This is a genomic window from Phocaeicola plebeius DSM 17135, assembly GCF_000187895.1.
Taxonomy (GTDB): domain Bacteria; phylum Bacteroidota; class Bacteroidia; order Bacteroidales; family Bacteroidaceae; genus Phocaeicola; species Phocaeicola plebeius.
On sequence record NZ_DS990130.1, the window covers coordinates 299,401 to 314,908 of the forward strand.

Annotated in this window: 11 protein-coding genes and 1 pseudogene; 7 read left to right on the forward strand and 5 right to left on the reverse strand. The window is 44.0% G+C overall.

Translation table 11 applies throughout. From position 1 onward, the window contains the following. The gene (locus BACPLE_RS09485; protein ID WP_040312796.1) at positions 1-2,010 is read left to right on the forward strand and encodes a sugar-binding protein; all 2,010 of its coding nucleotides are present in this window, start codon (positions 1-3) and stop codon (positions 2,008-2,010) included. Between the two features lie 12 nt (positions 2,011-2,022). Then, a complete protein-coding gene (locus BACPLE_RS09490) occupies positions 2,023-3,261 on the forward strand; it encodes a PNGase F N-terminal domain-containing protein (RefSeq protein WP_007561251.1) in 1,239 nt (412 codons plus the stop codon). Positions 3,262-3,344: 83 nt separating this feature from the next. Here BACPLE_RS09490 and BACPLE_RS09495 read toward each other — a convergent pair whose 3' ends face one another. Further along, positions 3,345-4,847, reverse strand: a complete 1,503-nt coding sequence (locus BACPLE_RS09495; RefSeq protein WP_007561253.1) for a S41 family peptidase — start codon at positions 4,845-4,847, stop codon at positions 3,345-3,347. Positions 4,848-5,006: 159 nt separating this feature from the next. After that, positions 5,007-6,335, reverse strand: coding sequence for an OmpP1/FadL family transporter (locus tag BACPLE_RS09500; protein ID WP_007561255.1), 1,329 nt, complete (start codon positions 6,333-6,335; stop codon positions 5,007-5,009). 213 nt (positions 6,336-6,548) lie between these two features. Between BACPLE_RS09500 and BACPLE_RS09505 the strand changes: the two genes are divergently transcribed. Together BACPLE_RS09505 and ffh are read left to right on the forward strand one after the other, a co-directional pair. Beyond that, positions 6,549-7,871 (forward strand): MATE family efflux transporter, encoded by a 1,323-nt coding sequence (locus tag BACPLE_RS09505; protein WP_007561256.1) that lies wholly within the window; start codon positions 6,549-6,551, stop codon positions 7,869-7,871. 66 nt (positions 7,872-7,937) lie between these two features. After that, complete coding sequence (ffh, locus tag BACPLE_RS09510) at positions 7,938-9,269, forward strand: signal recognition particle protein (RefSeq protein ID WP_007561258.1); 1,332 nt, start codon at positions 7,938-7,940, stop codon at positions 9,267-9,269. A 251-nt stretch (positions 9,270-9,520) separates the two neighbouring features. Here the strand turns inward: ffh and BACPLE_RS18865 are convergent. From BACPLE_RS18865 to BACPLE_RS09530, 3 genes and pseudogenes are all read right to left on the reverse strand, one after another. Continuing rightward, positions 9,521-10,100 (reverse strand): annotated as a pseudogene (locus tag BACPLE_RS18865) (transposase); the annotation flags it as partial. A gap of 277 nt (positions 10,101-10,377) precedes the next feature. Beyond that, positions 10,378-11,007 (reverse strand): cytidylate kinase-like family protein, encoded by a 630-nt coding sequence (locus tag BACPLE_RS09525; RefSeq protein WP_007561264.1) that lies wholly within the window; start codon positions 11,005-11,007, stop codon positions 10,378-10,380. 69 nt (positions 11,008-11,076) lie between these two features. Continuing rightward, positions 11,077-12,450: an MATE family efflux transporter gene (locus BACPLE_RS09530; RefSeq protein WP_007561266.1), complete on the reverse strand. Its 1,374-nt coding sequence runs from the start codon at positions 12,448-12,450 to the stop codon at positions 11,077-11,079. A 123-nt stretch (positions 12,451-12,573) separates the two neighbouring features. Between BACPLE_RS09530 and BACPLE_RS09535 the strand changes: the two genes are divergently transcribed. From BACPLE_RS09535 to xseB, 3 genes are read left to right on the forward strand one after another with little or no spacing between them, the layout of a single operon-like run. Further along, positions 12,574-13,965 (forward strand): S8 family peptidase, encoded by a 1,392-nt coding sequence (locus tag BACPLE_RS09535; RefSeq protein ID WP_007561268.1) that lies wholly within the window; start codon positions 12,574-12,576, stop codon positions 13,963-13,965. Continuing rightward, positions 13,955-15,259, forward strand: a complete 1,305-nt coding sequence (gene xseA, locus BACPLE_RS09540; protein ID WP_007561270.1) for an exodeoxyribonuclease VII large subunit — start codon at positions 13,955-13,957, stop codon at positions 15,257-15,259. Before BACPLE_RS09535 ends, xseA begins: the two co-directional genes overlap by 11 nt. Position 15,260: 1 nt before the next feature. Further along, a complete protein-coding gene (gene xseB, locus BACPLE_RS09545) occupies positions 15,261-15,470 on the forward strand; it encodes an exodeoxyribonuclease VII small subunit (protein WP_007561272.1) in 210 nt (69 codons plus the stop codon). The last annotated feature ends 38 nt before the right edge of the window (positions 15,471-15,508 follow it).

A 15,508-nucleotide genomic window follows, 5' to 3' on the forward strand; every position in this document is an offset into this window, starting at 1 on the left:
ATGGCAGGACAGCTCTGGGGGCAGGGGTTGTATGAAAAGTATGAACGTATGCTGACGCTTCCCGAAGGCTATGTATGCTATCGTGTGGATGGAAAAATTAAAGTAGATGGAAAACTGAATGAGGCAGACTGGCAAAAGGCGCAGTCCACTTCTTCTTTTGTAGATATAAGTGGGGAAGGATTTGCCAAACCTTGTTATGATACTTCTGCCAAAATGTTGTGGGATGATAATTATCTCTATGTAGGAGCCGTGTTGCAGGAGGATGACATCAAGGCGAAACTCAGTCAGCGGGATACGATTATTTATTATGATAATGACTTTGAAGTTTTCCTGGATCCGGATGGAGACGGGCAGAATTACTTTGAAATAGAAACCAATGCGAAGGGAGTTATTTTTGACTTGATGCTGGACAAACCTTACCGTTCGGGGGGTAATTTTATGATTCAGTGGGATTGTCCGGGACTTCAGCTGGCTATTCATCGTGAAGGAACCTTGAACAAGTCGAAAGATAAGGACAAACAGTGGAGTGTGGAGATGGCTATTCCTCATAAAGCGTTGACAGTGAATTTCTCTAACCCGGCTCAGGTTGGAAACTGCTGGCGTATCAACTTCTCACGTGTACAGTGGTTGAAGCCTGGACAGCGTGAAGAAAACTGGGTATGGATGCCTACCGGACGCATCGATATGCATATGCCCGACAGATGGGGGTTCTTGTATCTGTCGGATAAGGTGGTAGGAAAGGGTACTGATTCCTTCAAGTATCCTTACAATATGGCTGCCTATAAGTTGCTTTGGGCTATGTTCTATGCACAATTGGATAATTATGCCAAGGAGAAAAATTACATTCGTTCCAAAGAGAATTTCTTCCTGACCGAGGCGGAATTGAAGGACTTGCCCGCTGGTGCTGAAATCTTGGTAGAGGCTACACAGCGTACATTCTGTATGTCAGTAAGCGTGCCTGAAGAGAAAGTGCGTTATGTGGTAGACCATAACGGTAGGTTTACTCGTGAAGCCATTACTCCCCGTCAGGTAAAGAACTGGGTATGGATGCGCATTAATAAGGAAAAGGGAGATACGTACTATAAGAAATACTTTGCTCTGATGAAAGAATGCGGCATCAGTGGAGTAATGTTTGAAGGCTATGATGAGGCTACTTACCGGATGTGTAAGGAAGCGGGTCTGGAGGCACATTATTGGAAGTGGACCATGAACCGCAGAGAAGTGCGTGAGACACATCCCGACTGGTTTGCCGTGAACCGTAAAGGGGAGTCATGCTATGACAAACCTGCTTATGTAGATTATTACCGCTTCTTGTGTCCGAACCATGAAGGTGTGGCTGAATATTTGGCTGCAGATTACCTGAAAGAAGCGAATCTGCCTTATGTGGATGGAGTGCATTTGGATTATGTGCGTTTCCCAGATGTCGTGTTACCGGTAAGCTTATGGAAGAATTACGGAATTGAGCAGACTTCTGAATTGCCGGAATATGATTATTGTTATTGTGAGGTATGCCGGAAGATGTTTAAGGAGCAGACCGGAAAAGACCCGCTGGAATTGAAGTATCCAATGGAAGACCAGTCATGGATAAATTTCCGTCTGGATGCCATTACACGTGTGGTCAATAAGATTACGCAGACCATCAAGGCAGATGGCAAATGTATCTCTGCTGCGGTATTCCCGGGACCTTCTATGGCTCGCAAAATGGTGCGTCAGGATTGGGGACAGTGGTCGCTCGATGCATACTTCCCGATGATTTACAATGGCTTTTATTATGAAGGGCCGGAGTGGATTGGACGTTCGGTGAAGGAAAGTGTACAGACAATCAATGGCCGGGCTAAAATTTATGCCGGATTGATGTTCCCTGATATTAAGAATACCTTTGAGCAGGCATTGGATGAGGCTTTCAACAATGGAGCTTCAGGGGTTTCCTTCTTTGACGGGCCGGACGAAGAGTATCTGCATAAGTTTAAGGCTTATTTGGATAAAAGAGGTTTTGATGTTGCAAAATAATAAAATGAGTATATGAAGATAGTTAGTATGTTTGTTTCCTTATTCGTGGCGTTGAACGTATGTGCGGCAGGACATAAGGAACTTCCTGCAAAAGGAGATTTGAATTTGACGGTATTTGACAAGGAGAATATTCATTTTGTACCAGATACCTATGCAGGGTATTCTACAGCGGGTGCGGATGGAGTTATTCACCTGGTGAACGGTCGTATTATTTTGAAGAAGATTCAGATTCCCGATTACCAGCGGGATGTGACAGTCAGCTTGAAGCTGACCGTAGCCTCTAATGGTGACCGTTGGGATAAGTCCGGTTCTTGTTTTGTGCTTCCCAAGAATTCGGCTGTGAATTTGCTGAGTATTGCACAGGGAAAGAGAAAATTTCCGGAAATAGACAGTTTGAAACTGGAAAATATGATTGGAATTGTACCGGGAAAGGACTATTTGCCTACAATAGAGCTGATGCGTTTCATGACACCTTTCGGGGTAGGGCATTTCAGTGAAGATGATGATTCTTTGTCCAGCAAGCGTCGTCCGGTTTATATTCCTAAGTGGGAGAAATGTGTACAATGGGAGCAGGACATTACCGATTTATATTCGGCCCTTAAAGGTGAAGTGTATGTCGGTATCTTTATTGACACATGGACAAAAGAAGGTTATGTAGCTAGCATGGAACTGAAAATCAAGGAGACTCCGGTTACATGTGAAAAGCTTGTCCGTCGTCATGTGGAACCTCTGATGAATACGGTATATTATATCGGTCAGTCTTATCCGGACATTTTTGCCCGTAAATCTGTTTCTACTGATTTTCTGCTTCCGAAGAACGCGAAGAATGTGCGTTTGAAATATATTGTAACCGGTCATGGAGGCCATTCCGGTGGTGATGAATTTGTGCAGAAGCGCAATATTCTTTCCGTGGATGGAAAAGAGGTTTATAGCTTTGTTCCTTGGAGAGATGACTGTGCTTCTTTCCGTCGTTTCAATCCGGCTACTGGTGTCTGGCTTATCAAACGTCTGGCGGCCTATATTAGTGAAGATGGTTATAAGACCAAGGAGGTAGAGGAACCATTGGCATCTTCTGATTTATCGCGTTCTAACTGGTGTCCCGGGTCGGATGTATTGCCGGAGGTAATTGAGCTTCCAGGCTTGCAAGCAGGAAAGCACACATTTACTGTCAGCATACCTGAAGCCCAGCCTGTAAATAAGGATGAATTGAATCATTGGCTGGTGTCTGCTTATCTGGTATGGGAAGAATGAGACTATGTTTGAATCATAGATGATTTCATAAAAAAGTTCGCCAGATTCTTTTACGGAGTCTGGCGAACTTTTTTATTGAACCATTATTTGGAGTGTGAAGCAACGAATGATGGAATCAGCTGGATACGTTTTCCAAAAAGTGGTGTTTTTACAGGCGGAAGTGCCTTGAAGTGTGGGGAAACCGCACTACGGCTGCGTACGCCGTCAGTTTCGTATGAACGTCCGGCTTCCGTGAGTGCCTGTTTCAAAAGAGGCTCATTGACATCTCCTATTTGATAAGCCTGTATCGGGTCATCCTCAATTTGGATATCCGGAATGAGCCCATCAGGCATACAGGGAGTTTTTCCATCGGCATTCTGGTAAATGCTGACCATTACATAGATTCCCCAGTTCTTCAGCTCTTGCGGACATTTTTCATACATATCTTCTGCGCTGAGCATCCATCCGGTGCAGTACTTGCCGTGTGTCTGTGTACCGATGAGTCGTACGTTTGTATAAGGCATTAATCCACCAAGCAGTGCTTCGGAGGCCGATGCTGATCCGGAACCGATTAATCCATAGATTTTCTTTAATCCGATGTTGGCATCTTTGGTGCTTGCATTGACTTCCACTTCCGGATAATTGAATTCTGTGGTGAAACGGGTTTCCAGATTTTCTCCTTGTTTCTGGTAGATTTCGCTCAAATAGCTGTTGTAGATTTCTTTTTCGAATACTTTCTTGCTGCTGACAGCTTCTTGCGGAGCAAACATGGAGGCTAACACATTTTCAGTAATAACATAACCTCCTCCGTTGTACCGGAGGTCTAAAACCAGTTCCTCTATACCTTCGGCTTTAAACTTTTTTCCGATTTCAATTAGTGGATTGATGGATTTCAGGTCAAAGCCGGTATAGGCCAGATAGCCCACTTTCTTTCCGTTGAATTCATATACGGAGTCACAGATGATGGGATTCTCGTACATGTTGACGGCTGTTAGCTCTATTGACTTGTTTTGGCTGACGATGGTATTTTCTTTCAGTTCTCCGAGGGAAACCTTTAAGGTAGGTTTGTAGTATAAATCCGTATAGTTGTCGGGGGTAATTTTTTCATCGTTTATAGAAAGGATAATGTTTCCTCGTTTAAATCCTGCTTTTGCGGCAGGAGTCCCTTCATGAACGAAGTTTACTACTGCTACATATTGATTCGTTTCTTTTTCTACCAAGTAAAAGGTCAGATTCCATCCAAATGTAGTAGAAACACCTTCCACACTGCTGTTGAAGGAAGCCATGTCATCGGTGAGCATGGACCATTTGTCAATGTATTTATCCCCTTGGTGGTACCTTATCCGGTCAACGGTGCCGATTGGGTCATTGTTGGTCTCGATGTTCCAGTTGTCCAGGTCACTACTGATTTCCTTATTCCAGTAATAGTAGGTACTCATAGCCTCCTTGCCGAACATGTTGGCATAATAGAGTTCTGTGGGGTTCTTCAATGTGGGATTCTGATCACCTTCTCCGTTTGTCGGTTTTGGATTTTCTTCCGAACATCCGGTTAGTACGGCTCCTCCCAATAAAGTGGAAAGCAGTAGCCATGATAGTTTTTTGTTCATAGTTTAATTTTTGAGAATTAGTACAAGGTTTTACTTGACAAAAATAACAAAAACTATCTGTTTTCTTTCTAATAAGAAGGGGAAAGTAAAGTTTTTTTAAGGTTAACTTCTGGCTTCTCTTCTTTTTTGTGCAAAGGAGAAGCCAGAAGAGGGGGGTAATTAGAATTTATAGTTCAGACTTAATCCGAATACTTTGTTCGTGCGGTTGTAAATGTCGGTTCCTTTCAGACCTGTACCATTGTAGTTATCTGTTTCTTTGGTGTATTTGTTGTAATGTGTCCAGAAATAGGCTACATCAATACTCCATGCCTGTGTAAGGTTGACTCTGGCACCAAATCCCAATGAATAAGAGTCGCATGAGAAACTGGTGTCGGTTTGGAAATCATCGCTCAAACCATAGTTCGTCTTTTGGAAACCACCACTGACGGTCAGTCGTTTGGTAATGTCCCATTCCATACCGGCAAGGTATTCGTGAGTACCGTGCTTGAGGGTTTTCTGTCGGTCGTTCAGCATACCTGCATGTTTGTCATCGTAGAAATGATATTCTACAGAAGCACGAAGATTAGGCAAAATTTCGTATCCGGCAGCTACGCTCAGGTAAGCGGGAATATCGCTGGGAGTTTGTTCTCCGTCTGCATAAGGTTTTATGACTGCTTCTGGAGTACCTGTAGGCACTTCCAGCGTGTGAGTCTGGTTCTCAATGTTCAGGTTTGTCTTGAATTCATATTTGGCAGCCAAGTTCCAGCGTCCTAGTTTGGCATCTACACCAATGATGGGAGTCAGTCCCCATCCGCTTTGGTCACAGTCCAGTTCTAGGTTTGCTAACTGAGCTCCGCCTAAATTCTCTTTCATGTAGGCTTTCAGGTAACCTTCATAACCACTTTTTACGTAGTTCATTCGGCCGCCGGCAAACACACTCAGCCAGTCATTGATTTTGTAGCTCAATCCCAACTGTACTCCGTAAATGTATTGTTTTCCATCCATAGAAGTATTAATGTCATACATCTGGGGAGTTACTTGTCCGCCAGTTTGTTGGTGAATCATTCCCATAGCTAATGCATCGAACATTGGAAGACCGTTGCTGAATGAGGCTTTTCCTCCACCACCGGTAATGGCAAAGCTGGCAGAGATTACCCAATTGTCCTTTTTATATAGTCCTTGAAAGCTTGGAATGAAAGGGGCAGAGGCCGTTCCTTTGTACAGTCGGCTGCCGTTGGTTCCGTCAGCTTGCTGAAAGAGTGGGAAAGTAGCGTCAATTTCACGGGTCTGGTAGGCACTTTGTCCGGTCAGTGACAGGTAGAATCCCTCGTGCGAAAGGAAAGAAAGTCCTGCGGGGTTACTGTACACGCCATCTATATCAATAGAAGCTCCTCGCGCTATCATTCGGAGGAATGCGGCATTTTGATTGGTGTTGGTCAGATAATCTCCCGCGAAAGTCGGGAAAGAGATACACAGTGTCGCTGCACTGATGAATAGAAGTTTTTTCATTCGTTTCTAGGTTGTTTGTTAAAAATCGGCTGCAAAAATAGTGTTAAATTGCACACAAACCAACGAAATGAGTAAAAATTATTCTATTTGAAATTGTTTTATTTGAAACTAAGTGGTAGGGAAGGTATTTAAGTGCTTTTTGTGTAGTTCTGGTTTTAAAAGTGTATCTTTGCAAAAGTATGCAATTCCCAATCATTTTTATTATTTTGAAATATGTACACCAATAAGGAAATTTGGCGTGTTACTTATCCTATTTTTCTGGGCTTATTGGCGCAAAATGTGATAAATGTGACCGATACGGCCTTCTTAGGACGTGTGGGTGAAGTCGCTTTGGGGGCAGCTGCCATGGGCGGATTGCTCTACATTTGTGTTTATACTATTGCTTTTGGTTTTAGTGTCGGTTCGCAGATTCTGATAGCCCGTCGCAATGGAGAAGGAAACTATCGGGCGGTGGGCCCTATCATGTGGCAGGGAACGGCTTTCAGTTTCGGGATGGCGGTTTGTCTGCTGATACTGATGTATTTTTCTGCCGCTCCGTTGATTCGGTTACTGATTACTTCTGATTCTATTTACGGGGCTACGTATGAATTTTTTACCTGGCGTATCTGGGGGTTCCTTTTTGCTTTTGTAAACGTGATGTTTCGTGGACTTTATATCGGCATTACGCGTACCAAAGTGCTGACCATGAATGCGGTGGTGATGGCTTTGGTGAATGTGGTACTTGATTACGCTTTGGTATTCGGAGAGTTAGGTTTACCGGAAATGGGGGTGCGTGGTGCCGCCTTGGCGTCTGTCATAGCCGAAGCTTCTTCGTTGCTCTTCTTTTTGCTTTATACCTATTATAAAGTAGACCTGAAAAAATATGGACTGAATCGTTTTGGACAGTTTGATTTAAGTATGGTGCTGCGTATCCTTCGCATATCTTGTTTTACGATGGTACAGTATTTTCTGGCCATGGCCATCTGGTTTGTCTTCTTTATGGCCCTTGAACGACTCGGACAGCGGCAGCTGGCGGTGGCTAATATCGTGCGAAGTGTATATGTAGTACTGCTGATTCCCGTGCAGGCACTTTCCACTACAGCCAATACGCTGGTGAGCAATCTGATAGGTGCCGGTGGTTCATCTGGGGTAGTCACCTTATTGCATAAAATATCCCGGATGTCGTTCTTGATTATGGTAGTGTGCGTAGGCTTGTGCGTGGCGTTTCCCGGAAGTATCTTGTCGGTCTATACAAATGAAGAAGCCTTGCTGGTAGAATCTGTGTCGGCATTGTACGTGGTATGTGGGGCCATGTTGATTGCTTCACTGGCCAATGTGTACTTCAATGGCATATCTGGAACAGGCAATACACAGGCGGCGCTGGTATTGGAAATTTTTGTACAAGTTTTTTATGCACTTTATATCATTGTAGTGGGCATGGTCATCCAGGCTCCAGTGGACGTATGTTTCACTACGGAAGTAATTTATTACGTATTGATGTTAGGTTCCAGTCTCATTTATCTGAAAAAAGCAAAATGGCAGAACAAAAAGATTTGAGCATACTGATTTTTTTGTAATTTTGCACGTTGGAAATTTTTGATAATAAATAAAAAAGCAACATATATGTTCGATAATTTAAGTGAAAGACTAGAACGGTCGTTTAAGATATTGAAAGGTGAAGGTAAAATCACCGAAATCAATGTGGCCGAAACCTTGAAGGATGTACGTCGTGCATTGCTGGATGCGGACGTGAATTATAAAGTAGCCAAGAACTTTACAGATACGGTAAAGGAAAAGGCATTGGGACAGAATGTATTGACAGCTGTCAAGCCCAGTCAGTTGATGGTGAAGATTGTACACGATGAGCTGACTACCTTGATGGGTGGGGATACTGCCGAAATTGAATTGAAAGGTCGTCCGGCTGTTATCTTGATGTCAGGTTTGCAGGGTTCAGGTAAGACTACCTTCTCTGGTAAGCTGGCCCGTATGATGAAGTCAAAGAAGAACCGTAAACCTTTGCTGGTAGCGTGTGACGTATATCGTCCGGCTGCAATTGAGCAGTTGAAAGTGCTCGGCCAGCAGATAGAAGTTCCTGTATATAGTGAACTGGACAGCAAAGATCCTGTACAGATTGCCTTGAATGCCATTCAGGAAGCAAAAGCAAAAGGGTATGACTTGGTAATTGTTGATACTGCCGGACGTCTGGCTATTGATGAACAGATGATGAACGAGATTGAAGCTATCAAGAAAGCTATCAATCCGGATGCTACGCTGTTCGTGGTAGATGCCATGACCGGACAGGATGCGGTAAATACAGCTCGTGAGTTTAATGAACGCTTGGATTTCACCGGTGTAGTATTGACTAAGTTGGATGGTGATACCCGTGGTGGTGCGGCCCTGTCTATCCGTACGGTAGTCAACAAGCCGATTATGTTCGTGGGTACCGGGGAGAAACTGGATGCCGTAGATCAGTTCCACCCGGCTCGTATGGCCGACCGTATCTTGGGTATGGGTGATATCGTGTCACTGGTAGAACGTGCGCAGGAACAGTACGATGAGGAAGAAGCGAAACGTTTGCAGAAGAAGATTCAGAAAAACCAGTTCGACTTCAATGACTTCCTGACTCAGATTCACCAGATTAAGAAGATGGGTAACCTGAAGGAATTGGCTTCCATGATTCCGGGTGTAGGAAAAGCCATTAAGGACATTGATATCGACGACAATGCGTTCAAGAGCATTGAAGCCATTATTTATTCTATGACTCCAGAAGAACGTACTCATCCGGAAATTCTGAACGGAACACGCCGTACACGTATCGCAAAGGGTAGTGGAACAAGTATTCAGGAAGTAAACCGTCTTCTGAAGCAGTTCGACCAGACTCGTAAGATGATGAAGATGGTAACTGGCAGCAAGATGGCTGGTATGATGCAGAAGATGAAAAAGAATAACTACTAAGGGTTTATTATGAAAGAGAGGCTGTCTTCATTCTGTGAGGTGGCTCCAAAGTGGATATGTTAAATATTATACCATAGTAGAAGGAGGGTAGTGTAAAGATAACTGTGTCACGCATTATTTTCCATTAAAAAACTCATTGTCTGGGGAACGTCCAATGTGTCGGGGCGAGACTACCCGTCCCGACGCGCATAAAATTACAATAATTTAAATCGTTCTCTAAACTTTATGGTCAGTTGCTGTGAGATTGTAGCCTAATTGGCAAAGGGTATACTCCACTTTTTCCGTATATTGCGGTATGCAAGATAAACCGGTTCCTCAAGAGCTGTATCCGACGGGAACACGCCCTTGTTTCTTGTTGTTTTACGGATTTGATGGTGCTACCCTTCAACAGTATTTGTGTATATATGACTTTACGGATGACTGGAGTGTACTGGAAGTATTCGGGTAGCTTATCCCAATTATTCTGCCAGGAACAAATAACGATAGGATACTGTTCGCCCCATTTTTCTTCCAACTTAAGAAGTTCATATTCTGCCGCTTCTTTATTTACAGCCTGATAAACGCATTTCAAATCCTTCAGAAATTCCTTTTGATTATATTTGATGGAATTACGAATTTGATGTACAAAACAAAGCAGACGTATTGGGATAAACACTTTGGATTGCTTCAGTAAAACCTTTCTCAAGCATACGTGATTTCCATGCCTTTATTTCCGGAAGTACACGGTCTGTAATGGTACTGATTGTATCTACCGATATACGATTACCAAGGTTCTCTTCTAATCCAATCACTAATCTTACGTGTGCTGTTACTAAGAGCATACAAGCTGATACAACCTATTGTGTACCAGTAATTTCAGAGCTGTATGGTTGAGTTATATATACGAAAGTCATGTCCATGATAAAAAGATTTTTGAAATCAGAATTAAAGTGGAGCATGCCATAGGTGGTATGAAAAAAGGCCGTATTGTCAAAGAACAATTTAGATGCCATAAATTCAGTTTCGAAAATATGGTGATTCTTATTGCTTGTGGATTACACAACTTCAGAATCAGTCACAAAATGAATTATATAACAAACTAATCTATATAATGTTTACTGAATATCTTCTATAGTTTAAGTTTTAATTTGACAAAATTCTTGATGAATTCCACGGTACCATCAATACCTAATACAGAAGAATCGATGCATAGATGATAGGTAGCAGCGGATCCCCATGTCTTGTAACTATAGTAGTTGTAGTAAGACGAACGTTTCTTATCTGCTTTTTCCATTAAGTCTTCTGCATCTTCCGCACTGATGTGGTGCAGTTTCATCAGTCGTTCAATGCGGGCTTCCGGTGAAGCTGACACGAAAATGTTGGCACATCTGGGATGGTCGCGCAAAATGTAGTCGGCACATCTTCCCACGAAAAGACACGATTGTTTTTCTGCCAGATGGCGGATGACATCACTCTGAATTTTGAACAGAGAATCGTTGCTGAGATAAGAGTTGTACGGATAAGCTCCTTCTGTAATAAACGGGAAGCGGGTTCCGAATAATCCTCCTAAAATAGTTTGAGAAGCTTTTTCATCGGCTTTTTCGAAAAATTCCTTGCAAAGTCCGCTCTCTTCAGAAGCTAAGTTGATAAGCTCTTTATCGTAAAAGGCAATGCCTAAGTCATTCGCTAATTTTTCACCTATTTCTTTTCCGCCGCTGCCCAGCTGGCGTCCGAGATTGATAACATAGTGTCCGTCCATAGTGTAACTCTTTAGTTGATACACAACAAATATAATTCTTTCTGCGGAAAAATGTCACTTTTTTGTCTTTTATTTTATTTCGATTCCAGTTTCGGCAGCGTGTCGTTTGAATTTCTGGAACTGACTGTAGAGCATGCTTCCGGCAATGATGCTGGCGGTTATGTCAGAAATCGGCATACTGTACCACACTCCGTCTACTCCCCAGAAAAGTGGAAGGATAAGCAGGCAGGGAATCAGAATCAGTACCTGACGGCTTAAAGAAAGTATGATGGCTTTCTTGGCCATTCCGATACTTTGGAAAAAGTTTGAAGTAACCATCTGGAAGCCGATGATAGGGAAGAACATGACCACTACCCTTAGACCTTTGGCGCTTAGCTGGATGAGCTGTGAATCGGTGGTGAAGGCGGCTACGGCCAGCTCCGGCATCAGTTCGCCCACTAAGAAGCCACTGGTGGTAACGATGGTAGCAGCAATGACGGTATATTTCATTACCTGGTTTACACGGTGATAATTCTGTGCACCAAAGTTGTATCCGGCAATGGGTTGCATTCCTTGGTTGAGCCCCATCACAATCATGACAAATAAAAATACGATGCGGTTGACGATTCCAAACGCACCGATGGCCAAATCTCCGTCGTATAGTTTTAACCCTTTGTTTATCAGAATGACGATAAAACAGGAGGCCAGGTTCATGAAAAACGGAGCCAGCCCGATACCGATGATATTTTCTACCAGTATTCTTTTTAGGCGATAAATCCCTCTCCGGAAGTGAAGCAGTTCATTCTTGTTGCAGAAAATTCGGATAAGCCAGCAGAGTGAAATCACCTGAGCCAGGACAGTTGCCACGGCTGCTCCTTTTATTCCCATGTGGAAGGTGTAGATGAACAAGGGGTCCAGCAAAGTGTTGACGATAACGGTCAGTATGGTGGCGGCCATGGCCTTTTGAGGATGTCCGGCAGAACGCAACACAGAGTTGAGTCCTAAATACATGTGGGTGATTACATTTCCTAATAAAATGGTTACCATGTAATCCTTGGCATAGGGCAGTGTAGCCTCACTGGCGCCGAAGAAATATAGGATGGGGTCTAGAAACAAGAGGCAGACAATGGTAAACAGCACCCCGATAATCAGGTTTAATGATACGACGTTTCCTAAAATCTGCTGGGCGGTAGTATAATCCTTCTGACCTAGTTTAACAGAGATAAGGGTAGAGGCACCGACTCCCACCAGCGAACCGAAAGCAGCGGCCAAGTTCATCAGCGGAAAGGTGATGGCCAGTCCCGATATGGCCAAGGGACCTACTCCGTGTCCGATAAAAATACTGTCTACCATGTTGTAAAGCGAAGAAGCAGTCATGGCAATAATGGCCGGAATGGCATATTGCATCAATAGTTTTCCAATTCGTTCAGTGCCAAGTTCTGTGGCTGTTCCTTTTTGCGACATAATTATTTACCTTATTAATTGTTATCCAGAAATCTTTAGATTTTCTAAAAAATCGTGCAAAGGTAAACTTTTTTCCGCATTCAGGGAAAACTTTGTGTATCTTTGCGCTCCAAAATAAAAGCTATGTGGATGAAAGTGAATAGAATAGGATTAGCTCTTCTCTTTTTGCTCTGCGGAAGTAGTGTCTCGGCAGAGAGTTTATATAAATACAGAGTGCAATTGACTGATAAGTCAAAGTCTGTACATTCTTTGGAACATCCTGAAACTTTTTTGTCAGAAAGGGCGCTTGCCCGTCGTGCCAGTCAGGGGGTAGCCGTCGATTCTACCGACTTGCCTGTTTGCCGTGCCTATATTGAGCGCCTGGAGTCGCAGGGAGGAAAATACATCTCATCCAGCAAATGGAACAATACCGTGCTGATGCAAGTACCCGATGAGGCCGTTGCCTTGCGCTTCCTGGATAATTCATTTGTCCGCTCCATCAAAAAAGTATGGGTATCTCCAGATTCCATTATGCCCCGCAACAAAGACAGAAAGGAGCAGGTGAAGAATCAGTGGAAAAAGCAGGATGATTACTATGGAATGGGGGCTGAACAAATCAAGATTCACCATGGAGACAGCCTGCATTTGGCCGGCTTTAAAGGCAAAGGGATGCAGATTGCAGTCATTGATGCTGGCTTTTATAATGTGGATGCCATGAAAATCTTCAAAAATACGACGATTTTAGGCACACATGATTTTGTCAATCCTTCTTCAGATATTTATGGGGAGCATAATCACGGCATGAAAGTCTTGTCGTGTATGGCTGTAAATACGCCTCATGTCATGGTGGGAACAGCTCCCGAAGCAAGCTACTGGCTGTTAAGAAGTGAAGATAATGATACGGAACAGCCGGTGGAAGAGGATAACTGGGCTGCAGCGGTGGAATTTGCCGACAGTGTAGGAGTGGATATTATTAATACCTCCTTAGGATATTATTCATTTGACGACCCGATTGATAATTATACGTATCGTCAGTTGGACGGGCATACTTCTTTGATGGCCGCTTCTGCTTCGTATGCAGCAAAGAAAGGGCTTTTGGTAGTTTGCAGTGCCGGAAATTCCGGTATGGATGAATGGAAAAAAATCACTCCTCCGGCCGATGCGGAAGATATATTGACCATAGGTGCCATCGATAATATGGGAGTGAATGCCGCTTTTTCTTCCATCGGTAATACGGCGGACGGGCGTATCAAACCCGATGTCATGGCAATGGGAGTACACTCGGCAGTGATAGGAGTGGATGGAGGTACCGCTTTTGCCAATGGTACTTCTTTTGCGTCGCCTATTTTCTGCGGACTGGTGGCTTGTTTGTGGCAGGCATGTCCTTGGCTTACGGTGCGTCAGCTTATTCAGGTAGTGCATGAAGCCAGCGACCGTAATGCTTATCCCGATAATATATACGGATATGGAGTGACGGATATGTGGAAAGCCTACCAGCTGGCCATGAAACTGAAAGCGGATACTGATGGAAAATAAGCCTCTTTCCTTACTCGAACTGAACTCCTTGGTCAGACGGAGCATCACCTCCTGCCTGCCGGATGAATATTGGGTGCAGGCTGAATTAAGCGATGTACGCGTAAATTATTCCGGACATTGCTATCTGGAGTTTGTACAGAAAGATGCTACCGGCAATGCGCTCCTGGCCAAGGCACGAGGAATTATATGGGCAAATGTTTTTACCCGTTTGCGGAGTTATTTTGAACGGGAAACGGGGCAGGCCTTCGTTTCAGGCTTGAAGGTACTGGTAAAAGTCACGGTCGATTTTCACGAGCTGTATGGCTACTCGCTGACGGTAGTCAATATTGACCCCACCTATACCTTGGGCGATATGGTACGTCGTCGTAAGGAAATTCTCCGGCAGTTGGATGAGGAGGGAATCCTGACATTGAATAAGGAACTGGAGCTTCCCGTACTGACGCAGCGTATTGCGGTCATTTCATCGGCTACGGCTGCCGGGTATGGCGATTTCTGTAATCAGTTGTTGCATAATTCCTTCGGCTTTGTATTTTATCCTCGGCTTTTTCAGGCCATTATGCAGGGAGAGCAGGTAGAACAGTCCATCATTCAGGCACTCGACCGTATTAATTCGACACGCGATAACTGGGATGTGGTGGTGATTATCCGGGGAGGAGGAGCCACTTCCGACCTTTCAGGTTTTGATACCTACGATTTGGCGGCAAACTGCGCACAGTTCCCGCTTCCTATTATTACCGGAATCGGTCATGAACGAGACGATACGGTGTTGGATATGATTTCACATACACGTGTCAAGACTCCGACAGCTGCGGCTGAGTTTCTGATTAATCATGTAAGACAGACGGCACAGGAGCTGGAAACATACGAGGAGGTTATCTATCAGGAGGTGCCTCGTTTACTGCAACAGGAAAAACAACGGCTGGATTCGTTTATAACCCGGATTCCGGGACAGGTACAGATGCGGTTGCAGCGGGAAAACTTCCGTCAGGAGAAATTTCAAAACCGGATGAAAACAGCCTGGCAGTCGCGCTTGTTGCAAGAAAACTACCGTTTGCAATTGATGCCTCGCTTGCTTTCTGCTTTGCAGAACCGTGTACAGCGTGAGACACACCGGCTGGAACTGCTGGCACAGCGGGTAGATTCGGCTTCTCCGGAGAAGTTATTGAAAAAAGGATACAGCCTTACTCTGCTGGATGGAAAGGTGGTGACGGATGCTTCTCAACTGAAGCCGGGAGATGAAGTGGAGACCCGTCTGGCAAAAGGTAAATTTAGGAGTAAAGTAATAAATAAGTGATATGGCAGCAAAGAAGGAAACCTATTCAGAGGCGATGAAACGCCTGGAGGAAATAGTGTCTCGCATTGAAAGCAATGAACTGGATATCGACCAGTTGGGCGAATACTTGCAGGAAGCCCAGAAGCTGATAAAGTTCTGCAAGAACAAGCTGTACAAGGCTGATGCGGAGATAAAGAAAATCTTGGAAGAAGATAATGAGGCACAAGCCTGAAACAAAAAAGCCAGACCGGAAAGTCTGGCTTTTTCTGT